Consider the following 22,689-nt stretch of genomic DNA (forward strand, 5'->3'; position numbering starts at 1 on the left):
CAGTGTAGTGCCCCGCACCTCCTACAATGGGGGCGTGGATCGCGCGCTCAACCTCCTGCTCTACCCCTCCAACCTGGCCTCGCCCGGTCGCCTGGTGAAGATCGCGCGCTCACTGTCCCCACTCTTCTCACGCACGCACGTCGTCGGCATCGATCAGGGCGGGCTTCCCGCGGACGAGGCCGTGGCCCCCACCGTGCGCCTCACGCGGATCCGGGGCGCGTCCCTGGGTGCGCCCCTGGGAGGGGTGCGGGTCGTCTGCGCGTGGGGGGCTCGCGTGTACTGGCGCTTCGCGAGGCAGCGCGTGGCGGCCATCTCCGCGCAGAACCTGTTCCTCCTGCCCCTCGCGCACGCCCTGGCTCGGCGCACGGGCGCAGTGTTCGCCTACAACGCGCACGAGTTGGAGACGGAGACGGTGGGGTCCGCGGGGCTGCGCCAGCGCCTCCAGCGCGTCATCGAGCGCCACTACATCCGCCGCGCAGACGTGGTGTCCGTGGTGAATGAGTCGATCGCGCAGTGGTACCGCGAGGCCTACCCGGGCGTCGATCCGGTCGTGGTGACGAACGCGCCGACGGGGACGGGCGGGGTTATCGACCTGCGGGCGCGGCTGAGGATCCCGGAGGGCGAGCTCCTGTACCTGCATTCGGGATACCTCGCGCCGGGGCGCAACATTCCCCTGATTCTGCGCGCCTTCGCTCAGGTGGGGGCGCACGTCGTCTTCGTCGGGGAGGGCGCCCTGCTGGACGAGGTCGAGCGCGCGGCCGCAGCACACCCGACCATTCACCGCCTGCCTCCCGTGGAGCCGGACCAGGTGCTCGCCATGACGCGCGGGGCTGACGTGGCGCTGTGCCTCATCGAGTCCGGGTGCCTCTCGCACCGCTTATCCACGCCCAACAAGATGATGGAGGCCTTCGCCGCCGGCACCCCCGCGCTGTGCTCTGCCCTGCCCGAGGCCCGCCGGTACCTGGGCGATCAGGCCGACACGTGGGTGCTGGAGGATCCGGAGCACGACCTCGTTTCTGCCTTGGAGCGCATCACGCGCGAAGACGTCGAGGCCTTTGCGGCCCCGGCGATCCCCACGTGGGAGGAGGGGGCCTCGCGCCTGCGAGAGGCCTACGAACGGGCCCTCGCCGCGCGCGCAAGACAGCAATAGTTCCCCCACAATCTTGCATGCAATTTGGGTTCACTAACTTTTCTTAGTACCCCTAAAAACACTGGAATATCAACACTTTTGATCACCCATAGATTCGGACCGCATGGGAATTGCATGCGACTTTTGGGGGAGAGGCATGCCAGGAGGCGACGACATCGCCTGTTTCACAAGGGTTTCACGAGGCCGGGTGGGGTTTCACGAGGCCGACGGGCGTGTCGCCCTCGTCTACGACGCCTGCGGCCGCTCCCCGTCGTAGGCGCGCGCCGTCAGGACAGCCATGACGAGCATCCCCACGAGCAGCACCGTCATGAGGGCGCCGAGGACGGCGACCGTCGTCTCCACGCCGTAGGGGCTGCACGCGAGCCAGGCCAGGGGCGCCGCACAGTACACGCACGCGAAGGCCAGCATGCGCCTCTGATGGTAGGTCGCGACGAACACGTTGGACAGCGGCGAGGTCGCCACCGTGAGGGCCAGCCACGGAGCCAGGGACCGCGCGAAGTACCCCGCCGCCTCCCAGCGCGCCCCAAACACGAAGGGGAAGAGAGCCGGGCTGATCCACGCGAGCAGGGCAAACACGGGGATCGAGCAGGCCAGGGCGATGCCGCCGACGCGCACGACGACGCGGGTCATCGCTCCGTGCGGGGTGTCCGACAAGCGCGGCAGGTAGACCTGCGAGAGCGCCCCCGCGATGAGGGCGACCGGGGCCTGCAGAGCCAGCCACGCCACGTTGAATTGGCCGAGCGAGGCCACGGAATACGTGGCGATCAGCACCGGTATCGCGCTCGTGCGCACCGCGTCGACGACGACGTTGGGCACGCCCACGAGGGCCATCTTCCGGTAGCGAGACGCCACCTCGTGCAGGGTCGGGTCCGAGGCCTCGCGCTCGCGGGCGTCGCGGGCGTGCCACGACAGGTAGGCGACGGCGAGGCCCTGGCCCGCGATCGTCGCCCCAATGGCCGCCCCCAACCCACCATTCGCGAGGAAGCCGCACACCAGCTGCGCCGCCGCGATACCGAGGGCACGCACGACGGAGGAGCTTGCGATCGCCTGGAATCGCCGGTGGCGGGTCAGCCAGTAGGAACACACCTGCCCTTGGGCCAGGAACAGGACGGACACGCCGACGGCGAGCAGCCAGCCCGCGAGCGCGAACCCGTAGCGCGCGCTCACCCACGGCCAGGCGGCGGCCGCGATCAGGGTGGCCAGGGCGGAGGCGACCAGCACGCAGCGCGAGGCGAGGCGGGCGAGGGAGCGGGCCGAGGCCTCGTCGCCCGGGGCGGGCAGGACGATGCTGAGGTCGAAGCGGGCGCCCGCGAGCGCCGCGCCGAGCGTGGCGGCGGAGGTGAAGATACCCAGGTACCCCAGGTCCGTGTCCGTGTAGAGGCGGGCGATGCCGATCTGGGCGACGAAGGCGATACCCTGGGCGAGGAGCGTTCCGCCGATGAGGGTGAGCACCTGCGCGAGGACGCCCGAGCGGGCGGGGCGATCGGCGTTCGTCATGGACTCATTTAATCACCTGGGGCGCGCGGCTTGCCCCTAGGATGGTGGCATGCCCGCTCCCCGCTCCGCTCCCGTCTCCGGGTGGCCCTCGTGAGGGTCGCTCTGACGAAGGGGACCCTGCTGGTTCCCCCGACCTACTTCGCGCTCTCGCACGCGCTCGCGATGCCGGAGCTGGAGTGGCGGGCTTTTACGCTGGCGGCGCGTATTACCGATCCGGCCATCACGATCCCCATCGACGAGGCTTCCCCGCGCGCGCTCGGCGGCCCGCTCCCGCTTCGTGTGGCGGCGCAGGCACAAGGCCTGGGCCGGATGCGCCGCGCGATCGCCGCGTGGGATCCGGACGTCATTCACCAGCACCAGGCGACCTGGTCGCTCCCGGCGGTGGGCGCCGCGCGGGAGACGGGCGCGCCGCTCGTGGTGACGCTGCATGGCGGGGATGCCTACCCGAGGCTCGGGCGGGGCGCGGGGGCTGCGTGGAACGCGCACAACCGCGCGCGGGCGTTTGAGGGCGCGAGCCGTCTGCTGGCGGTGTCGCGTTACCTGGCGGACGTTGCGCTGGGCGCGGGTGCCGATCCGGAGCGCCTGAGCGTGCACTATCAGGGCGTGGACGCCGACTGGTGGACGCCGGCCCCGAACACGCAAGAGTCGCGCGAGGAGCCCATCGTCCTGTTCGTGGGAGCTCTGAGCCGCCTGAAGGGCGTGGACGATCTGGCCCGGGCCTGCGCCGACCTCGTGGGGCGCCGCCAGCATCGCCTCGTCCTCGTGGGCGACGGGCCGCTCGCCCCCGTGCTGCGCGTACGCGCGCACGTGTCGTTCACGGGCCGACTGGATCGCGAGGGGGTACGCGGCTGGATGCGCCGCGCACGCGTCCTGGTCCTGCCCACGAAGCCGACGGAAGGCAGGCAGGAGGCGGCCGGCCTCGTCCTGCTCGAGGCGCAGGCGTGCGGCGTTCCCGTGGTCACTTATCCGACGGGCGGGACGCCGGAGATGATCGCGCCGGGGGCCTCGCTGCTCACGCGCGAGCGCTCGCCGGAGGCCCTGGCCCGCTCCATCGACGAGGCATTGGCGTGGTCGGAGGACGAACGCGCGGACCGCGGGGCGGCGTGCCGGGCGTGGGTGGAAAAGGAGCGCTCACTGCGCGGATCCGTGGATCAGCTGCGCGAAACTTACGCCGACGTGACGCGCTAACGCCACGCCCTACAGGTCGACCGAGCGCCCGGTGGCTGCCGAGGAGAGGATGGCCTCGACGACGCGCAGGTTGTCCAGGGCCTCGTCCATGGTGACGTGCTCGGCGCCCACGCCGAGGATGGCGTCGCGGAAGCGCTCGTGTTCGAGGGCGAGGGGCTCGCGCTTGGTGAGGGCGTAGCGCACGACCTGGCCCTCGCTCACCCCGCGGAAGGCGGCGATGGCGTCCCATTGCAGGGGCGCGTGGCCGTTTTCGTAGAAGGTCAGGTCCCCCATCGCGGTGTCGGCGACAAGCGCGCCGCGCTCCCCCGTCACGATGGTCGTGCGGTCCTTGTAGGGGGTCAGCCAGTTGACGAGGTGGTTGACGAGGATGCCGCCTGCAAGCACGCCCGAGGCGACCATCATGTCCTCGTGCACTCGCCCCGAGCGCGCGGACGTGCGCGCGTAGATGCTCTCGTAGGGGGCGCCAGCCACCCACGCGGCCAGGTCCACGTCGTGCGTGGCCAGGTCTTTGACCACGCCGACGTCGCTGATGCGGGCGGGGAAGGGAGACTGGCGGCGCGTCGCGATCTGCTCGATCTCGCCCAGTTGTCCCTGGGCGATGCGCCTGCGCATGTCGATGAGCGCCGGGTTGCAGCGCTCGACGTAGCCGACTGCCCCCACGAGGCCCGAGGCCGCGAAGGCGTCGCGGATGCGCGCTCCGGCCTCGACGCTCGTGGCGAGGGGCTTTTCGACGAGGGTGTGCACCCCGGCCTCGGCCAGCGCCAGGGCTGCGGCCTCGTGGTGGGCGGTGGGCGCGGCGATGATCGCGGCGTCGATGCCAGCCTCGATCAGCTCCTCGACGCCGCCCAGGACGGGCAGGTCGCCGGCGACGCCGAAGCGGTCGCCGCCCGGGTCGGCGAGGGCGACGAGGTCCACGCCTGCGGTGGCGCGAGCGTTGCGCACGTGGTGTCGGCCCATCGAGCCGATGCCGAGGATCCCGAGGCGAATGCTCATGTCAGGCCCCCGCTTGGGCGAGCGTGTTGACGCCGTGCACGATGCGTTCCAGCTCGATGGGCGTCAGGGAGGGGTAGATCGGCAGGGAGAGGACCTGGTCGGCGGCCTCGCGCGTGGCGGGCAGCTCCGCACAGGGGGCGTAGCGGGCCAGGGAGGGCAGCTCGTGGTTCGGGATCGGGTAGTAGACGCCCGAGCCGACGCCGTATTCCTCGCGCAGGGCGTCGGCGAAACCGTCGCGGTCTTCTTCCACGCGGATCGTGTACTGGTGGTAGACGTGGGTGGCGCCGGGGGCGACGTGCGGGACGGTGACGCCGCGCAGGTGGGCGTCCAGGAACGCGGCGTTGCTTTGACGCGCGCGCGTCCACGCACCGACCTTGGTCAGTTGGACGCGCCCGATGGCGGCGTGGATGTCGGTCATGCGGTTGTTGAGGCCCACGATTTCGTTGGCGTAGCGCGTCTCCATGCCCTGGTTGCGCGCGAGCCGCACGCCTCGGATGATTTCGGGGTCGGTGGAGGTGACCATGCCTCCCTCGCCGCTGGTCATGTTCTTCGTCGGGTAGAAGGAGAAGGCCGCGAAGGTGCCGAAGGAGCCGACCGCGCGCCCGTGCAGGGTGGCGCCGTGGGCCTGGGCGGCGTCCTCGAAGACCATGAGGCCGCGCTCGTCGGCGATCGCCTGGAGCGCGTCCATGGGAGCGGGGTGGCCGTAGAGGTGGACGGGCATGATGGCCCGCGTGCGCTGCGTGATTGCGGCTTCGACTCCGGCCGGGGACAGCGTGAAGGTGAGCGGGTCGATGTCGGCGAACACGGGGGTCGCGCCCGTGATGGCGACCGAGTTGGCGGTGGCCGCGAAGGTGAAGGAGGGGACGATGACCTCGTCGCCCGGTCCGATCCCGGCGGCGAGCAGGCCCAGGTGCAGGGCCGAGGTCCCCGAGTTGACCGCGGCTGCCCGGGTTCCGGGCACGAGGGCGGCGGCGAACTCCTCCTCGAAGGCGGCGACCTGGGGGCCCTGGGCGATCATGCCGGTGCGCATGACGGCGGCGACGGCCTCGATCTCTTCCTCGCCGATGAGCGGGCGCGCGGGCGGAATGAACGGATGGGTCACGGCTGGTCCTCACGGTTGCGGGCGGGCGCCTCGGCGGTATTCGTGGACGAGGCCTGGGCCTCCTCGGGTGAGAGGGTGTCGTCTCGCTCGATGTAGCGGCGGCCCGTGGCCGGGCACACCCACATGGCTGTCCCTGCCTCGTGCCCGGCTGGCGCGTCGGGGTCGGCGGCGACGAGGGGCACCCCGGCCTCGCCGACCCATCCGACGCGGCGCGCGGGGACGCCGACGACGAGGGCGTAGGGGGCGACGTCGCGCGTGACGACCGCGCCGGCCCCGACCGAGGCCCAGGCGCCGATCCTCACGGGGGCCACGCACACGGCGCGCGCCCCGATGGCGGCGCCTCGTTCGACGGTGACGCCGACGCGATCCCAGTCCGAGGCGCTCTTGAGTGAGCCGTCGGGGTTGATGGCGCGGGGAGCGTGATCGTTCGTGAACACGGCGGCGGGGCCGACGAAGACGCCGTCGGCCAGGGAGGCGGGCTCGTAGATGAGGGCGTAGTTCTGGATCTTGCAGCGATCCCCGACTCTCACGCCTTCGCCGATGTAGGCGCCGCGCCCGACGATCGTCTCCTCGCCGATGCTCGCGTCCTCGCGCACCTGCGCCAGGTGCCACACGCGCGCGTTGTCGGCGACCCGGGCGCTGGGCGCCACGTCGGCGCTGGGCTCGATCACGGTATCTCCCTCGTGTGTTCTCACGCGCGCGTGCGCGCCGCTTCGGCGGTGTCCCACCAGATAGCAACACTATAGGCGCGCGCCCACCCCGATGTGCGACACTAATTGAATGCAGATGCGCTCCGACACGTGGGTCGTGATCCCCGCGTTCAACGAGGCGCCCGTCATCGGGGGCGTCGTTGCTGGCGTGCGCGCTCTCTTCCCCCGCGTCCTCGTGGTGGACGACGCTTCCGACGACGACACCGCGGTGATCGCGCGCGCGGCGGGAGCCTACACGGCCACGCACCCGATCAACCTGGGGCAGGGTGCCGCGCTGCAGACCGGCTTCGAGGCGGCGCTCGCGCGCGGGGCGCGCTACGTGGTGACCTTCGACGCCGACGGCCAGCACGACCCCGCCGAGGCGGCGGCCATGGTCGCGCGCGCCGACGAGGAGAACCTGGCCTTCGTCCTCGGGTCGCGTTTCCTGGACGGCGGGGATGCCCGCGTCGGTGCCCTCAAGCGGGCCGTGCTGCACATCGGCGCTCTTGCCGCCCGAGCGCGCACGGGCATGGCCCTGACCGACACGCACAACGGGCTGCGCGTCATCCGCGCCGACGCCCTCGCCCACGTGCACCTGACCCACGCGCGCATGGCTCACGCCTCGCAGATCGTGTCCCAGCTGGCCACCTGCGGCCTGCCCGGCGCCGAGCACCCCGTGACGATCTCCTACACGGACTACTCGCGGGCCAAGGGCCAGCCCCTGCTCAACTCCGTCAACATCGTCGTCGACCTGGCGTTGGGGGGCCGATGAGCGCCTACCTGTTGATCCGCGTCCTCCTGATCGCCGCGCTGGCTGCCACCGCCTGGTGGCTGATTCGCCCGGTGTCCTCCGCGTCCTCCCTGGCCCTGCGCCGCATCGGCATCGGCGCGCTCGTCGCGGCCGCCATCGTGGCGATCCTCGTCCCCTCGCTGGCAAACACGCTGGCCCGGGCCATCGGGGTCGACCGCGGGGTGAATCTGATCGTCTACGGCCTCGTCATCGCGCTGATCGCGCAGATGGTGACCGCCTATCGGCGTGAGGCGCGCATGGAGGCGCGTGTGGCCTCGCTCGCCCGCGCCCTCGCCCTCTCACACGTCCTTTCCCCTGAAACGACGAGGGAAAACACCGCCGCCCCCACTGCTCAGCGCGAGGGCGAGCAGGAAGTGGAACGCGCCGCTTCCTGCCCCGCTTCCCCGACAAATACGCCGGATAACGATATGGTTACAAGTGATGAGTAACGTGAATCTGCGACCGATCCAGCACTCGGCTGTCAATTACGGCCGCTTTGGACTTGTGCGATACGCGCTCGCCGTTGTGATGGCTGGCGTTCTCTTCGTTGCGTCAACGGGAGGCTTCCTCTACGCCAACCTCATCACGCAATTCGCTAACCGCGTCGTCAACATCGATGCCTACTCGATCGACGGCCAGACCAAGGCGACACCGGATTCTTTCGACGGCCGCGCCGTCAACATCCTCGTGGTCGGCACCGACTCTCGCAGCGGCGCCAGCGGCGAGCTGGGCGCGGGCGACGAGGACGAGGTTCCCGGCCTGCGCAACGACTCGACGATGGTCATTCACGTCAGCGCCGACCGCTCGCGCGTGCAGATCGTCTCGATCCCGCGCGACACCCTGGTGGACATCCCCGCCTGTAAGCACCGCGACGGGACCATCAGCGAGCCGACCAGCGACGACATGTTCAACAACGCGATGGTTTACGGCGCGAACGGCGGCGACGCTCCGGAGGACGTCGGTCCCGGCATCGCCTGCGTGAAGTCCACCGTCGAGAAGCTCTCCGACATGACAATCGACGCCTTCATGGTCGTTGACTTCGCGGGCTTCGTGCGCATGATCGACGCGCTCGGCGGCGTCTGGTTCAACATCCCCGAGCGCATCGACGATGATTCCGCTCAGCTCTACATCGACGCGGGCTGCTGGAAGCTGTCGGGCACGCACGCGCTGGCCTACATGCGTTCGCGCAAGGCCCAAGGCGATGGCTCCGACATCTCGCGCATTGGCCGCCAGCAGCAGCTGATTTCCGCGATGCTGCGCGAGCTTCAGGCCAAGGACTACGTCACCGACTCCGGCGCGCTCCTCACCTTCCTGCAGGCCGCGATCCAGGCCGTCAACGTCTCCCCGAACCTGGGCGACGCCAGCGCGGATGCTTCCTTGCTGATCAACGTGCTGCAGAAGGTCGACCGTTCCAACATCCAGTTCGTGACGATGCCGGTCGCGGAACCCTCCTGGGATCCGAACCGCCGCATCCCCTCCGAGCCGATGGCCCGCAACGTGTGGAACGCCCTGAAGAACGACCAGGCCCTGCCCGTGGGCACGACCTACACGGACGGTAACGGCGCCCAGCTGGTCGTGCCCGACCCGACCGTGGCCACCGCGCCCCCCGCGCCGACCCCGTCGACGACCCCGTCGGCGACGCCGTCGGCAACCGCAGGCCCGAGCGACGATTCGAACGCGAACCCCGCGGATAACACCGAGCAGTCCGCCTCCGTCGAGAACAACGCGGCCAACGAGGCCGCGGCCCAGCAGAACGCGGCTACCTGCCCGCCGAAGGACAAATGAGCACTCCTCCCTCGTTTACGCCCGACCCGAAACGACGCCGCCCCGGCTCCGATGACGCTCACGTCGTCGGCGAAGAGGCCCGAAGCGGCGCGCCCACTCCCCCGCCGGAGGCGATAGCGCCGCAGATGTGGAGGATCTCCGAGGACGAGGCCGACGCCGCGCGCCCGCTGATGCCTCGTACCCTGGACCAGCCGCAGCGCGACTCCTCGCCGATCTTCCCGAGGCGTTCCGCACCCCAGCCGGCGCCCCCGTCCTACCAGCCCGCGTCGGCCTCGAACCCGCCGTCGTACGCGCCCGGCTCCGGGCGTGCAGCGCAGCCCGTCTCCTCCGGCTCGGGCACCTACGCGCCCTCGGGTAACGGGCCTCGCCAGGTGACGATCAACCGCTCCCAGGCCGCTCCCGTGGCGCCCCCGCGCAGCGCCGCCCCGGCCTCGGCCCCCAGGCCACGCCGCAGGCGCCGCCACCCGATCCTGAAGACCCTGTGCCTCTTCCTGGTGATCGTCCTCGCGTGGGGAGGCTTCCTCCTGTGGGACGCCAACACGAACATGGGCCGGGTCAGCGCCCTGTCGGGCGCCGCCGACACGCCCGGCACGACCTACCTGCTGGCCGGCTCCGACTCGCGCGCCGACGGCGCCGTCAAGGACGGCTTCGACGAGTCCGAGCGCGCCGACTCGATCATGCTGGTCAACGTCGCACCCAACGGTCAGGCGGTCGCCCTGTCGATTCCCCGCGACACCTACGCGGAGATCCCGGGGGTCGGCTGGGACAAGATCAACGCCTCCTACGCCTACGGCGGCCCCCAGCTGCTCGTCGAGACGGTCGAGAAGCTCACCGGACTGACCGTCGATCATTTCGTCCAGATCGGCATGGGTGCCGTGCCCGACATGGTGGACGCCGTCGGCGGCGTCGAGCTGTGCTACGACAACGACGCGGACGACCAGTATTCGGGACTCAAGTGGACCGCGGGCTGCCACACGGTGGACGGGACCACGGCACTGCAGTTCTCACGCATGCGCTACCAGGACCCAGAGGGCGACATCGGGCGCACCAAGCGCCAGCGCCAGGTCATCTCCAAGGTGATCGCTTCGGCGGCCTCCCCCGCGACCCTCGTGAACCCCGCGAAGACCCTGCGCGTGGAGCGCGCGGGCTCGAAGTCCTTCACGGTGGACCAGGACTCCTCCGTCCTCACGGTCGGCGCCCTCGTCATGGCACTGCGCAGCGCCTCCTCGAATCAGATGATGGGCGTCCCGCCGATCGAGTCGCTGAACTTCACGACCAGCGCCGGCGCCTCGGCGGTGCTGCTGCGCGACACGACAGCCGACGACTTCTTCGCCAAGCTGCGGGCCGGTACCCTCACCACCTCCGACCTCAACCAGGTCGACGGCGTCTAGGCCGCGGCCGCCGCCGATACGAAAGCCCGGCCTCGTGTCCCTCTTCGGGACCGAGGCCGGGCTTCTTCGCGTTGTCCGCGCGCTCAGGCGCCGGGGACGGTGATCGGGCGCGGGCCCGCCTGCCAGCCCTCCCAGGCGGAGGTCAGGATTTCGTCGAGGCCGTTGTTGGCCTTCCATCCCAGGTCGACGCCGATGGAGAGCGGGTCGCCGATGAGCTTGGGCGGGTCGCCGGCGCGCCGATCCAGCTCCTCGACGGGGAAGTCCCAGCCGATGACGCGGCGCAGGCCGTCGATGATTTCGCGTACAGAGGTGCCCAGGCCGGTGCCCACGTTGTAGGTGTGGTGATCGGGCTGGCGGCCCTCGGCCAGGACGTCAAGGGCAGCGATGTGCGCCTCAGCCAGATCCAGGACGTGGATGTAGTCGCGCACGCAGGTGCCGTCCGGGGTGTCGTAGTCGGTGCCGAAAATCTTGGCGCTTTCCCCGCGCTCGATGCGGTCGAGGACCATGGGGATGAGGTTCATGATCGCGGGGTCGGCCAGGTCGGGCCATCCGGCGCCGGCGACGTTGAAGTAGCGCAGGCCAATCCACTTCAGGTCCCAGGCGCGCTCGCAGTCGGCCATCATCCATTCGCCGATCAGCTTGGTTTCGCCGTAGGGGTTGATGGGGTGGCCGGCCATGTCCTCGGTGACGACCTCGGCGGTGGGGATACCGTAGACGGCAGCCGAGGAGGAGAAGATCATCTGGTCGACGCCGGTGTCCTCCATGGCGGCCAGCACGTTGGCCATGCCGCCGATGTTTTGCTGGTAGTACCAGGTGGGGCGTGCGACGGATTCGCCGACCTGCTTGCGCGCGGAGAAGTGGATGACGGCGGTGACGTCTTCGTCCACCATGAGGTTGGACAGGACGGAGCGCGCTTCGTCCGTGGCGACGTCGAGGCGAACCAGGGGCGTGTCCCCGATCCGCGCGGCGTTCGAGGTGGACAGGTCGTCGACGACGACAACGCGGTCCCCTCGCTGGCGTAGGAGACGGACAACATGGGCGCCAATGTAGCCAGCGCCGCCACAAACGAGAATGCTCATGCGTTCAGGATACGACGCGGCGAGCACCCGTGGCTACCCGCACGGGGCTTGTGTTGGGGCGCTCCGGCGCGCTCAGGCGTGACGCGAGACGCGCTCAGGCGTGACGCGAGACGCGCTCAGGCGTGACGCGAGACGCGCTCAGGCGTGACGCGAGACGCGCTCAGGCGTGACGCGAGACGCGCTCGGCGAGCGCGGCGCCCTTGGCGGAGGCCACGTCGCGCAGGTCCTTCTGGAAGTCGCGCATGGCGCCGCGCAGCGTCTCGGCACGCTCGCCTTCGCCGGCGCCAAGGATGCGGGCGGCGAGCAGGCCGGCGTTGCGTGCACCCGCAATGGACACGGTCGCGACGGGCACGCCGGCCGGCATCTGGACGATGGAGTGCAGGGAGTCGACGCCGTCGAGGTGCTTGAGGGGGACGGGGACGCCGATGACGGGCAGTTCGGTGAGGGCGGCGAGCATGCCGGGCAGGTGGGCGGCGCCGCCCGCGCCGGCGATGATGACGCGCAGGCCCCGCGCGGAGGCAGACCGGCCGTAGGCGACCATGTCCTCGGGCATGCGGTGGGCGGAGACGACGCCGACTTCGCAGGCGATGCCGAATTCGGCCAGGGCGGCGACGGCGGGTTCCATGGTGGGCCAGTCGGAGTCGGAGCCCATGACGACGCCGACGAGCGGACCCTCGCCGGTGGCCGTGAGCTGGATGTCGAGGTCGGTGGTCATGGGCGGTCCTTTCGGGTGGGACGAGGCCGCGGCGCGAACGCCGCTCAGCCCGGGGTGGGCGGTCGGTTAGTTGGTGGCGTCGGCGCCCCGCAGGGCGGCGACGGCGGCGCGTGCGCGCGTCAGGGCCAGCTCCGGGTCCTTGTCGACGACTGTCACGTGTCCAAGCTTGCGGCCCGGGCGCACTTCCTTGCCGTAGAGGTGGACTTTCGCCATCCCTCCCCCGGCGGCAAAGGCAGCAGCGAGGGCGCGCGCGGGCTGGTGGTGGGCGGAGCCGAGCAGGTTGACCATGACGACGTGCGTACCCGGCGCCTTGAGGTCGGTCGAGCCGAGCGGCAGGTCCAGGACGGCTCGCAGGTGCTGTTCGAACTGGCTGGTGACTGCCCCGTCGATGGTCCAGTGGCCGGTGTTGTGGGGGCGCATGGCCAGCTCGTTGACGAGCACGCGCTCGTCCGCTCCCTCACCGACGACGAACATCTCGACGGCGAGGACGCCGGTGACGCCCAGCTCGGAGGCGATGCGTTCGCCGATGCGGCGGGCCTCGGCGGCGGTCTCGGGGCGGATGCCGACGGCGGGTGCGGTGACTTCGGCGCACACGCCGTCCACCTGCACGGTGGAGGCGACCGGCCAGGACGCGACCTCGCCGGAGGGGCTGCGTGCCAGCAGGGCGGCGACCTCCCCGGTGAAGGGCACCAGGGCCTCGGCTAGGAGGGGGCCTTTCCCCCACCAGGAGGCCACGTCCTGCGGGCTGTGGGCGACGGTCACGCCGTGCCCGTCGTAGCCGCCTCGCGGGGTCTTGACGATGAGGGGCCAGCCGATGACAGCGCCGAAGCGTTCGAGTTCCTCGGCGTCGGAAACGCGCGCCCACGCCGGGCAGGGGACCCCCATGTCGGCGAGGCGGGCGCGCATCTCAAGCTTGTCCTGGGCGTACAGGAGGGCGCTGGCGGGGGGCTGGACGGACACGACTCGCGCCGCCTCGTCCATGGTAGAGGCGGGGATGTGCTCGTGTTCGAAGGTGAGGACGTCCGCGCCGTCGATGAGCGCGCGGACTGCGTCCAAGTCGGAGGGAGCTCCGACGGCCTTGTCGACGGTGGCCTGGCCGGTTGACCCGTCGTCGGCCTCCACGAGGGCCCGGAGGTTGATGCCGAGCGCGATCGCGCTTTCCTGCATCATGCGTGCTAGCTGTCCGCCGCCGATGACGGCAACGGTCGGAGGAGTTAACATCTCGCGTTCCACGCCCCCAATCTACCGCTGTCCTAGAAGCGACGCGAGCGGCGTCCCATGGAAATGAGCGGCCCTTCGGGCATGACGCGGTCGGGGTCCAGCGAGGCGGGAATCGCCGCCACGGACACCGTGAAGATGGGGGGAATGTTGGATTTGAGTTCGAGGCGCCCGCCCATCGCCTGGGCGAGGTCGTGGGCCAGGGCCAGGCCGATGCCGGTCGATCCGTGACCCGACACACCCTTTTCGAAGATGTCGGGCGCCAGGGCCTCGTCGATGCCGGGCCCCTCGTCGCTGACTTCGATGACGACGCCGCGCTTGGAGGAGCCGGCATGCGCCCACACGCGCGTCGTTCCGTCGCCGTATCGCAGGGAGTTTTCGATGAGGGTGGCCAGGACCTGCCCGAGTTTGCCGGCGTCGGCCAGGATCGGGCGCTCGGCCTCGTCGAGGAAGACGAGGGTGCGCCCGGCGAGGGCGAATTGGTCCTCCCATTCCTCGCGGGCGGTGTTGAAGACTTCGAGGATGTGGATCGCCTCGGTCCCTCCGCCGCTTTCGCGTTTGGAGACGTCCAGGAGTTCGGCGACGACGTTCGTCATGCGTTCGACCTGTTCGAGGCAGGTGCGGGCCTCGGCGCGCACCTCCTCCTCCGAGGAGATGTACTCGATCTCTTCGAGGCGCATCGACAGGGCCGTGAGCGGGGTCCGCAGCTGGTGGGAGGCGTCCGCGGCGGCCTGGCGTTCGGCGGCGAGGCGCCCGGCCATGCGCTCTCCTGTGCGCGCGAGCTCCTCGGAGACCAGGTCGATCTCTTCGATGCCCGATTGCTCGACGCGGGCGCGCACGCCGCCGGATCCGATCTGCTCGGCCTGGGCGGCCAGGTAGATGAGGGGGGCGGACAGGGAGCGGGACAGCGATCGGGCCATGAGCCAGCCGATCAGCATGGATGCCGCCATTCCGGCGGCAAACATGCCGCATGCCCACACGATACGGGTGACGGCCGGTGAAGCCGACGAGGTCAGCTGGACGCTGACGCCGCCGGGAGACTCAGCGAACGCGGAGAGGGTACTGCCGGGGATCTCGGCTTCATGAGTCACGAGGTTCTCGCCGGGAATCAGTATCCGGTAGTTCAGTTCGGAGTCGCGACCATCGGCCTGGTCGGCGACCAGGGAGGCCAGGGCCTGGGAGTCGGTGCTCTCCCCCGCGGCCCGGCGCCGCTCAATGCTCTGGACGATGCGCTGGGCGGAGATCTCCAGGCCGCGCTGCTCGGAGGCCCAGATGGAGGCTGACGCAAAGAACGCGCCGGGCAGCCCCATGAGCACGCACACGACGGCGACGACGGAGACAATCATCCTCACCGCGCGTGCGCGCATGGCGGCCCTCCTTTATCGCCGGTTCAGCGCGCGTTCTCGAAGCGGAAGCCCATCCCGCGCACGGTCGTGATGTAGTGCGGGTCGGTCGCGTCGTCGCCGAGCTTGCGGCGCAGCCAGGACACGTGCATGTCGAGGGTCTTCGTCGAGCCGGTCGGATCGGAGCCCCACACCTCGCGCATGAGGGTGTCGCGCGCGACGACCGAGCCGGCCTCGCGCAGCAGGACGCGCAGCAGGTCAAACTCCTTGGCGGTCAGGCTCAGCTCGACGTCGCCGACGAAGGCGCGGTGGGCGGCGACGTCCATGCGGACGTCCTGGGCGCGCAGCTCACCCTCGGCGGGCTCGGCGACCTGGCGGCGCAGGAGGGCGCGCACGCGGGCGAGGAGCTCGGCGAGGCGGAAGGGCTTGGTCACGTAGTCGTCGGCGCCCGCGTCCAGCCCGACGACCATGTCGACCTCGTCCGTGCGGGCAGTCAGGATCAGAATCGGCACGCGGTTGCCGGAGGCGCGGACCTCGCGGGCCACGTCCAGGCCGTCCATGTCGGGCAGGCCCAGGTCCAAAACAACCAGGTCGACGCCGCGAATGTCGGCGAGGGCTTCGGCGCCCGACGCGTGCGCGCGCACGTCGTACCCTTCCCTGCCCAGAGCGCGGGTCAAGGGCTCGGAGATGGCCGGATCGTCTTCAACGAGGAGAACTGTAGTCACGCGCTCATCTTAGCAATTCCGAACCAAAACTTTCACCTTTCTTGACCCAGCCCGTTGGGCATTCAGGCGGGGTTCCGCGAGCCTCCTCGGGCCCGCGTCAGGCCGCGCGTGTCGCGAGCAGGTACGGCGAAACGGGGCCAAATCCGCGCAAGTCCGCGGTGGGAAACTCCTCCAGGCTGTAGCCCTCCCCGCCCTTGCCCGCGGCGATGGCGGCAGCGGTAGCGGGGTCGGTCAGGATCTTGCCGACGGGCGCGATGTCCACGAGGCGAGACGCCAGATTGACGGTCGGCCCGAAGACGTCGCCCGAGCGAGAGAACACGTCTCCGCGCACAAAGGACGCGCGCACGGGCAGCATCTCATCGTCAGCGTTGAGGCGTTCGATGAGCGTTGTCGCCACACGCAGGCCGGTCGTCAGATCGTCCGCGATGTACAGGACCGCATCGCCGATCATCTTGACGACGCGCCCACCCTCTTCGATGACGGCGGTGCGGCTCTCTTCCTCGAAGCGCTCGATGAGTCCGACGAGGGCGTCCCCGAGGATCGTCGAGGAGGACGTGTACGACACCATGTCGACGAAACCGAGACAGCGATTGAGGGGGAAGCGGCTATGACGCTCCTCGTGCCCGCGCTGGGACACCTCCCGGTCGAAGCGCGACAGGGTGGCCTCGAGCTGGCGACGCCAGGAGTAGACAAACATTTCCTGGAAGACATCGATGTAGTCGCGCATGTGGTCCAGGACGTACATGCGGGCCGTCGTGTCGTCCAGCATAAGGCGCCGCGAGGAATCCTCCACCAGGGCCTCGTACTGCCACAGGGCCAAGCGGTCCGCGAGATGGGAGTTGGCGCGCAGGAGCGAGCGCGAGGTGGCCGTGTCAATGGCACCGGATTCGACCAGGTCGTGCCACTTACCAAACACGTCCAGGTCCCGCTGGGAGAACGCCGGTTCGTCAGGATCGGGGGCCTGGAATCCCAGGGCGATCCAGAACTGCATGACGCGTTCGATCGGAGTGTCTGTGGCCTGCGAGAGGTCGCGGGCAGAGTACGTGAGATGACCACCGAGCAGCCGAGGAACGTAGCTGGTTGCAGTGAGGTCATCGGGAGCGCCATGGGACGACGCCGCACGCTCATCCATCGCGAATCCCTCCTCGTGTCGGGCTGACTCAACACCACATCAGCAACTGATCGGTATACTAGATCACTTTTTAAGGTCACACCGAAATATGGCCTCACACACTGACAATTGTAGTAGGCTGATTTGCTTTCCACCAGCGATTTGCACGTTTACCTGCGACAATCCGCTTTTTTGCACCATTTTTCAGCTTCAGTGCGCACCCAAGCGACAGTGGTCCACAATGGATGCATGCGCCTCGTCCTTGCTTCCGCTTCCCCCGCCCGCCGAGCCACGCTGAGCGCCGCGGGCATCACCCCGATAGTCCGCGTCTCCGCCGTCGACGAGGATGCTCTCCTGGCGTCCCTGCCCGGCGGGCGCGCCCTCTCCGGGGGCACAACGACCCCCGCGGACGAGGTCGGCGCCCTCGCGGCCGCCAAATGCTCCGACGTATGCGAGGCGCTCAGGCGCGGAGACGCCGAGCTTCCCGCCGGCGAGCCCGTCCTCGTCGTCGGCTGCGACTCGATGCTCGAGATCGGCGGCCAGATGCTCGGCAAGCCCCACACCCCCGAGGTGGCCCGCGAGCGCATCGCAGCCATGCGTCGCACGACCGCGACCCTGTGGACCGGCCATTCGGCGGCGATCCTGGCCCCACTGCCCTCGCCGGGGGACGCGCGCTCCTCACACGGGGAGGAACGGAGGGTCGAACGCCAGGTGACGCGCTCCGCCTCGACCCTCGTGCACTTCGGAGACATCTCAGATGCCGAGATCGAGGCCTACGTGGCGACGGGCGAACCCCTGCACGTGGCGGGTTCCTTCACGGTGGACGGCCTGGGCGGCCCCTTCATCGAGGGGGTGACGGGCGACTATCACTCGGTCGTCGGCATCTCGTTGCCGCTGCTGCGCTCCATGGCCACAGAGCTCGGGGTCTTCTGGCCGGACCTGTGGGATGCGCCGCGCCCCTGAGTTTCGGTACCAATCACCCGACCGTCGCCCCGTACTGTAGGGGCATGGACAACAGCACTGCATGGGGCATCGGCCTCGCAACGATCACCCTGGATGGAACGACACTCGACACCTGGTACCCCGCCCCGCGCCTGGGCGAACCCGGAAACGACGAGGAGCTGGCGACCTCGCTGGCGCTCCTGGAGCGCGTGGATGATGCGCGCCGCGTGCGCACGGTCGTCGTGACCACGACGATTGACCTGCAGGAAGCCCCCGCTTCGACGGAGGATGCCTACCTGCGCCTGCACCTGCTGTCCCACCGCCTGGTGGCGCCCAACACGATCAACCTGGACGGAATTTTCGCGGTGCTGCCCAACGTCGTGTGGACGGACGCCGGCCCGTGTGCCGTCGCGGACTTCGAGGCTACGCGCCTGCGCCTGCGCGCCCGCGATGGCCGCCCCGTGACCGTGCAGGGCGTCGACAAGTTCCCCCCGATGGTCAACTACGTGCTGCCGCCCGGCGTGCGTATCGCCGACGGTACGCGCGTGCGCCTGGGCGCCTACCTCTCCGAGGGCACGACCGTCATGCACGCGGGCTTCGTGAACTTCAACGCGGGGACGCTCGGCCGTTCGATGGTCGAGGGCCGCGTCTCGCAGGGCGTCGTGATCGGCGACGGCTCGGACGTGGGCGGCGGCGCCTCCACGATGGGCACCCTGTCGGGCGGCGGGAAGCAGCGCGTGCGCCTGGGCGAGCGCTGCCTGCTGGGCGCGAACTCGGGCCTGGGTATCGCGCTGGGCGACGACTGCGTCGTCGAGGCGGGCCTGTACGTGACCGCGGGCGCGAAGGTGACGCTGATCGATTCGTCTGGTGAGGCCGAGCCGCGCACGGTGGCGGCGCGCGAGCTGTCGGGTGCCTCGAATATCCTGTTCCGCCGAAACTCGCAGACGGGGCGCATCGAGGCCATCGCCCGCGCGGGCGTGGTGGGTATCGAGCTCAACGACGCGCTGCACGCGTCGAACTGATCGCGTAGAAGTTACGAGGCCGGGGCGCGCTGAGCGTCCCGGCCTCGTCGTGTCGGCGCGTCCCTTAGCGCGCGGACCAGGCCTGTCGGATGCGCTGCGCTGCGGCCGCGATGCGCTCGTCGGAGGCGGTCAGGGCGACACGGACGCGCCCGTGGGCGGCGGTGCCGTAGAAGTCGCCGGGGGCCACGAGGATGCCGAGCTCGGCCAGTCGATTCACGAGGGCCCACGAGTCGGTGGGGTGGGCGGGGTCGGCGACCCACAGGTACAGGCCGGCGGCGCTGTCGGGGTCGACGTCGAGGCCGGCCTCGGTCAGCGCCTCGAGGAGGAGGGCGCGGCGCACGGCGTAGACGGCCCGCTGCGCCCGAACGTGCTCGGTGTCGGCCAGGGCGATCGCCATCGCGTGCTGGACGGGGGTGGGGACCATGAGTCCGGAGTGCTTGCGCGCGGTGACGATGGGGGCGACCAGGGTGGGGTCGCCGTAGATGAGGGCGGCTCGGTAGCCCGCGAGGTTGGACTGCTTGGACAGCGAGTACAGGACGATGAGGCCGCTCGCGTCGCCGTCGCATACCTGCGCATCGAGCAGGGAGGGGACCCCCTGGCTCACGTAGGGTTCGGCCCAGGGCAGGGCCGCGTAGCACTCGTCGGAGACGATGACGGCGCCGTGGGAGCGCGCCCACCTCACGGCGGCGCGCAGCTGGTCCTTGTTCATGACGTGCCCGTCGGGGTTGCCGGGCGAGTTCAGGTAGACCAGGGTGGCCTCGGGCCAGGAATCGGGGTTCGTCGGGTCGACGGCGACGGGGGTGGCGCCGGCCAGGCGGGCTCCGATGTCGTAGGTCGGATAGGCGACGAGGGGGACCAGGACGGTGTCGCCGGGTCGCACGCCGAGCAGGAAGGGGATCCATGCGACGGCTTCCTTTGAGCCGATCGTGGGGATGACGCCGGCCGGGCCCACGTTGACCATGCCTCGGCGCGCACCCCACGCCGCGATCGCGTCGCGCACCTCGGCGGTGCCAATCACCGTGGGGTAGCCGTGTGCGTTGGAGGCGTCGGCGAGGGCGTCGCGAATGAAGGCGGGGGTGTCATCGACCGGGGTTCCGACGCTCAGATCGCAGATTCCCCCGGGATGCTCAGCCGCGCGTGCTTTGGCGGGCGCGAGCTGATCCCAGGGGAATTCGGGCAGGTCAAGAGGGCGAGGCAGGATCGTTGTCATACCCCTACCCTATCGACTGTCAGAGATTTTCGGCCTTCCATTCCTCATTCTGAGGCGGCAGCGCGGCGATCATCGGATCGTCGAAGTCCTGGACGCCGGTCTTCTGGGCGCCGCCGGGGCTGCCCAGGTCGTTGAAGAAGTCGACGTTGGCGCGCAGGTAGTCCGACCATTCCTCGGGCAGGTCGTCCTCATAGAAGATGGCCTCGGTGGGGCACACGGGCTCGCATGCGCCGCAGTCCACGCACTCCTCGGGGTGGATGTAGAGCGAGCGGGCTCCCTCGTAGATGCAGTCGACGGGGCACTCGTCCACGCAGGCGCGGTCCTTGACGTCCACGCAGGGCTGCGCGATGACGTAGGTCATGAGACGTTCCTCCTGGTCAGTTCTAAAGACTCGTTGATTCTATTATTCACGTATGAGTAGCCCAGAGTCACGCTCCGCCTCCGATCCCGCAGAAAACCGCTTGATGCCGCCGAATGAGCGGAGTGAGGCGGAGGGGGCACACGAGCAAATTTCCACACGTCCCCCTCGCGCAATTCCTCCCCTGCCGTGGATGCGCTTCGAGGTCGGTCAGAGAATCGTGATCCGCTACCGCCTGGCGGACGGCCTGCACGACGCGCTCGGTGAGGCCCTGGAGGTGGCGCCCACGCACGTCACGGTAGCGACGAGGCGGGGGCCGGTCCGGGTGGATGCCGCCACGATGGTGACGGGAAAGGTCGTGCCTCCCCCGCCGTCCCTGTAGCGGGCGACGGGGGTCGGCCTCGAGTGTCAGCGGTTGGCGCGACGCTCGCGTGCGGCGATCTTGAAGCGCTCCTGGGCGTCCAGGACGACCTTGCGCACGCGCACGGCCTCGGGCGTGACCTCGACGCACTCGTCGTTGGCCGCGAACTCAAGGGATTCCTCGAGGGTCAGCTTGCGCGAGGGGGTCAGGGACTCGTACACGTCGGCGGTGGCACTGCGCGTGTTCGTCTGCTTCTTCTCGCGGCAGATGTTCACGTCCATGTCTTCGCCGCGCGGGTTTTCGCCCACGACCTGGCCTTCGTAGACCTCGGAGGAGGGCTCGACGATGAAGGATCCGCGCTCCTGCAGGTTCGTCATCGCATACGGGGTGGCCTGTCCGGCGCGGTCGGCGACGAGGGAGCCGGTGAGGCGCTGCTCGATGGTGCCCTGCCAGGGGGCGTAACCCTCGGCGATGGACGAGGCGATACCTGTGCCGCGCGTTTCGGTCAGGAAGCGCGTGCGGAAGCCGATGAGGCCGCGGGCGGGGACCACGAACTCGAGGCGGATCCAGCCCGACCCGTGGTTCGCCATAGTCTCCATGCGGCCCTTGCGGGCGGCCATGAGCTGCGTGATGGCGCCGAGGTACTCCTCGGGGATATCGATCGTCATGCGTTCCATGGGCTCGCTGAGGACCCCGTCGATCTCCTTGGTGACGACCTGGGGCTTGCCGACCGTGAGCTCGAAGCCCTCGCGGCGCATCTGCTCCACGAGGATCGCCAGCGCGAGCTCACCTCGTCCCTGGACCTCCCAGGCGTCGGGGCGCTCGGTGGGCAGGACCTTCAGGGACACGTTGCCGATGAGCTCGCGGTCGAGGCGGTCCTTGACCTGGCGGGCCGTGACCTTGGCGCCCTTGACGCGGCCGGCCATGGGCGAGGTGTTGATACCGATCGTCATGGAGATGGCCGGGTCGTCGACGGTGATGAGGGGCAGCGGGCGCGGGTCCTCGAGGTCGACGAGGGACTCGCCGATCATGATGTCTTCGATGCCGGCGACGGCGACGATGTCGCCGGGGGCGGCGGATTCGGTCGAGACGCGCTCGAGGCCTTCGGTGGCCAGCAGCTCGGAGATGTGGACGCGCTGGATGGTGCCGTCGTGACGCGCCAGGCCCACGTCGGCGCCCTTCTTCAGGGTGCCGTTGTGGATGCGCAGCAGGGCGAGGCGGCCCAGGAACGGGGAGGCGTCCAGGTTGGTGACGTGCGCCTGCAGGGGCATGTCTTCGTCGAAGCTGGGACCGGGGATGCGGTTCAGGATGGTCTCGAAGAGGGGCTCGAGGTCCTCGGTGGGCAGCTGGCCGTCGCCGGGGTTGTCCAGGGAGCACTTGCCGGCCTTGGCGGAGGCGTAGACGACGGGGACGTCCATGAGGGAGTCCACGTCGATGTCAATGCCCTCGTTCATGAGGTCCTCGCCCAGCGACAGGAGCAGGTCGGTCGTCTCGGAGACGACCTCGTCGATGCGCGAGTCGGGGCGGTCGACCTTGTTGACGACGACGATGACGGGCAGGTGGGCCTGGAGGGCCTTGCGCAGGACGAAGCGGGTCTGCGGCAGGGGGCCTTCGGAGGCGTCGACCATGAGGACGACGCCGTCGACCATCGATAGGCCGCGCTCGACCTCGCCGCCGAAGTCGGCGTGGCCGGGGGTATCGATCACGTTGATGGTGACGCCGTCCTGAAGGCCCAGGGCCTGCGCTGCGGGGCCGCGATAGTGGACGGCGGTGTTCTTGGCGAGAATGGTGATGCCCTTCTCGCGCTCGAGGTCACCGGAGTCCATGACGCGCTCACCGGTCTTTTCGACCGTGTCACGCTCAGAGAACGCTCCGGATTGCCAGAGCATTGCGTCAACCAGCGTGGTCTTGCCATGATCGACGTGTGCGACGATCGCGACGTTTCGCAGGTCGGGACGCGTGGACATATGTGGACTCCTCACATGTGGACACCTATTATTGCGTGTGATGGGGCACAGAA

22 protein-coding genes are annotated in these 22,689 nt (G+C 69.7%); 9 read left to right on the forward strand and 13 right to left on the reverse strand.

The features are described from left to right. Nucleotides 1-7 precede the first annotated feature (7 nt). Entirely contained in the window at nucleotides 8-1,150 is a 1,143-nt protein-coding gene (locus QU663_RS07620; RefSeq protein ID WP_051267728.1) for a glycosyltransferase, read from the forward strand. 225 nt (nucleotides 1,151-1,375) lie between these two features. Here the strand turns inward: QU663_RS07620 and QU663_RS07625 are convergent, their stop codons facing one another. Continuing rightward, nucleotides 1,376-2,647, reverse strand: a complete 1,272-nt coding sequence (locus QU663_RS07625) for a lipopolysaccharide biosynthesis protein (protein ID WP_021610887.1) — start codon at nucleotides 2,645-2,647, stop codon at nucleotides 1,376-1,378. A 90-nt stretch (nucleotides 2,648-2,737) separates the two neighbouring features. Here QU663_RS07625 and QU663_RS07630 point away from each other — a divergent pair, with 90 nt between their 5' ends. Next, nucleotides 2,738-3,835 carry a glycosyltransferase gene (locus QU663_RS07630; RefSeq protein WP_034480286.1) on the forward strand — a complete coding sequence of 366 codons (1,098 nt, stop codon included), beginning with the start codon at nucleotides 2,738-2,740 and terminating at the stop codon, nucleotides 3,833-3,835. Between the two features lie 9 nt (nucleotides 3,836-3,844). On the opposite strand, the gene QU663_RS07635 is transcribed toward QU663_RS07630, so the two are convergent. The 3 genes from QU663_RS07635 to QU663_RS07645 are packed head-to-tail and all read right to left on the reverse strand — an operon-like array spanning nucleotide 3,845 to nucleotide 6,601. After that, nucleotides 3,845-4,828 carry a Gfo/Idh/MocA family protein gene (locus tag QU663_RS07635; RefSeq protein ID WP_021610885.1) on the reverse strand — a complete coding sequence of 328 codons (984 nt, stop codon included), beginning with the start codon at nucleotides 4,826-4,828 and terminating at the stop codon, nucleotides 3,845-3,847. A 1-nt stretch (nucleotide 4,829) separates the two neighbouring features. Next, a complete protein-coding gene (locus QU663_RS07640; RefSeq protein ID WP_021610884.1) occupies nucleotides 4,830-5,930 on the reverse strand; it encodes a DegT/DnrJ/EryC1/StrS aminotransferase family protein in 1,101 nt (366 codons plus the stop codon). Continuing rightward, complete coding sequence (locus QU663_RS07645; protein ID WP_304990539.1) at nucleotides 5,927-6,601, reverse strand: acyltransferase; 675 nt, start codon at nucleotides 6,599-6,601, stop codon at nucleotides 5,927-5,929. The genes QU663_RS07640 and QU663_RS07645 overlap by 4 nt, the downstream gene beginning before the upstream one ends. A gap of 109 nt (nucleotides 6,602-6,710) precedes the next feature. Here QU663_RS07645 and QU663_RS07650 point away from each other — a divergent pair, with 109 nt between their 5' ends. From QU663_RS07650 to QU663_RS07665, 4 genes are read left to right on the forward strand one after another with little or no spacing between them, the layout of a single operon-like run. Continuing rightward, entirely contained in the window at nucleotides 6,711-7,391 is a 681-nt protein-coding gene (locus tag QU663_RS07650) for a glycosyltransferase family 2 protein (RefSeq protein ID WP_021612403.1), read from the forward strand. Further along, the gene (locus tag QU663_RS07655; protein ID WP_021612402.1) at nucleotides 7,388-7,858 is read left to right on the forward strand and encodes a DUF2304 domain-containing protein; all 471 of its coding nucleotides are present in this window, start codon (nucleotides 7,388-7,390) and stop codon (nucleotides 7,856-7,858) included. Before QU663_RS07650 ends, QU663_RS07655 begins: the two co-directional genes overlap by 4 nt. Continuing rightward, nucleotides 7,851-9,194 carry an LCP family protein gene (locus QU663_RS07660; RefSeq protein WP_021612401.1) on the forward strand — a complete coding sequence of 448 codons (1,344 nt, stop codon included), beginning with the start codon at nucleotides 7,851-7,853 and terminating at the stop codon, nucleotides 9,192-9,194. The genes QU663_RS07655 and QU663_RS07660 overlap by 8 nt, the downstream gene beginning before the upstream one ends. Beyond that, nucleotides 9,191-10,585, forward strand: a complete 1,395-nt coding sequence (locus tag QU663_RS07665) for an LCP family protein (protein ID WP_034481851.1) — start codon at nucleotides 9,191-9,193, stop codon at nucleotides 10,583-10,585. Before QU663_RS07660 ends, QU663_RS07665 begins: the two co-directional genes overlap by 4 nt. An 83-nt stretch (nucleotides 10,586-10,668) precedes the next feature. On the opposite strand, the gene galE is transcribed toward QU663_RS07665, so the two are convergent. The 6 genes from galE to QU663_RS07695 all read right to left on the reverse strand — a co-directional run bounded on the left by galE (nucleotide 10,669) and on the right by QU663_RS07695 (nucleotide 16,797). Further along, a complete protein-coding gene (gene galE, locus QU663_RS07670) occupies nucleotides 10,669-11,664 on the reverse strand; it encodes a UDP-glucose 4-epimerase GalE (RefSeq protein ID WP_009055054.1) in 996 nt (331 codons plus the stop codon). A 160-nt stretch (nucleotides 11,665-11,824) separates the two neighbouring features. Further along, nucleotides 11,825-12,379 (reverse strand): 5-(carboxyamino)imidazole ribonucleotide mutase, encoded by a 555-nt coding sequence (gene purE, locus QU663_RS07675; protein ID WP_021612399.1) that lies wholly within the window; start codon nucleotides 12,377-12,379, stop codon nucleotides 11,825-11,827. Nucleotides 12,380-12,445: 66 nt separating this feature from the next. Continuing rightward, nucleotides 12,446-13,600: a 5-(carboxyamino)imidazole ribonucleotide synthase gene (locus QU663_RS07680; RefSeq protein WP_034481849.1), complete on the reverse strand. Its 1,155-nt coding sequence runs from the start codon at nucleotides 13,598-13,600 to the stop codon at nucleotides 12,446-12,448. A 32-nt stretch (nucleotides 13,601-13,632) separates the two neighbouring features. After that, complete coding sequence (locus QU663_RS07685; RefSeq protein WP_021612397.1) at nucleotides 13,633-14,964, reverse strand: HAMP domain-containing sensor histidine kinase; 1,332 nt, start codon at nucleotides 14,962-14,964, stop codon at nucleotides 13,633-13,635. A gap of 23 nt (nucleotides 14,965-14,987) precedes the next feature. Then, nucleotides 14,988-15,665 (reverse strand): response regulator transcription factor, encoded by a 678-nt coding sequence (locus QU663_RS07690; protein WP_021612396.1) that lies wholly within the window; start codon nucleotides 15,663-15,665, stop codon nucleotides 14,988-14,990. Between the two features lie 97 nt (nucleotides 15,666-15,762). After that, nucleotides 15,763-16,797, reverse strand: coding sequence for an adenylate/guanylate cyclase domain-containing protein (locus tag QU663_RS07695; RefSeq protein WP_021612395.1), 1,035 nt, complete (start codon nucleotides 16,795-16,797; stop codon nucleotides 15,763-15,765). 228 nt (nucleotides 16,798-17,025) lie between these two features. On the opposite strand from QU663_RS07695, the gene QU663_RS07700 reads away from it, so the two are divergent. Both QU663_RS07700 and dapD read left to right on the forward strand, forming a co-directional pair. After that, nucleotides 17,026-17,739 (forward strand): nucleoside triphosphate pyrophosphatase, encoded by a 714-nt coding sequence (locus tag QU663_RS07700; protein ID WP_021612394.1) that lies wholly within the window; start codon nucleotides 17,026-17,028, stop codon nucleotides 17,737-17,739. Between the two features lie 44 nt (nucleotides 17,740-17,783). Beyond that, nucleotides 17,784-18,740 (forward strand): 2,3,4,5-tetrahydropyridine-2,6-dicarboxylate N-succinyltransferase, encoded by a 957-nt coding sequence (dapD, locus tag QU663_RS07705; RefSeq protein WP_021612393.1) that lies wholly within the window; start codon nucleotides 17,784-17,786, stop codon nucleotides 18,738-18,740. Between the two features lie 64 nt (nucleotides 18,741-18,804). Here the strand turns inward: dapD and dapC are convergent, their stop codons facing one another. Further along, nucleotides 18,805-19,950, reverse strand: a complete 1,146-nt coding sequence (gene dapC, locus QU663_RS07710) for a succinyldiaminopimelate transaminase (protein WP_021612392.1) — start codon at nucleotides 19,948-19,950, stop codon at nucleotides 18,805-18,807. Nucleotides 19,951-19,969: 19 nt separating this feature from the next. Next, nucleotides 19,970-20,311: a ferredoxin gene (gene fdxA / locus QU663_RS07715; protein ID WP_021612391.1), complete on the reverse strand. Its 342-nt coding sequence runs from the start codon at nucleotides 20,309-20,311 to the stop codon at nucleotides 19,970-19,972. A gap of 52 nt (nucleotides 20,312-20,363) precedes the next feature. Between fdxA and QU663_RS07720 the strand changes: the two genes are divergently transcribed. Beyond that, on the forward strand, nucleotides 20,364-20,690 hold the full coding sequence (locus tag QU663_RS07720) for a 2-hydroxymuconic semialdehyde dehydrogenase (RefSeq protein WP_034481847.1): 327 nt from the start codon (nucleotides 20,364-20,366) through the stop codon (nucleotides 20,688-20,690). Between the two features lie 26 nt (nucleotides 20,691-20,716). Here QU663_RS07720 and typA read toward each other — a convergent pair whose 3' ends face one another. Continuing rightward, nucleotides 20,717-22,636 (reverse strand): translational GTPase TypA, encoded by a 1,920-nt coding sequence (gene typA / locus QU663_RS07725; RefSeq protein WP_021612390.1) that lies wholly within the window; start codon nucleotides 22,634-22,636, stop codon nucleotides 20,717-20,719. Nucleotides 22,637-22,689: the final 53 nt, after the last annotated feature.

Source organism: Schaalia sp. HMT-172 (assembly GCF_030644365.1).
In the GTDB taxonomy this organism is placed as follows: Bacteria; Actinomycetota; Actinomycetes; order Actinomycetales; family Actinomycetaceae; genus Pauljensenia.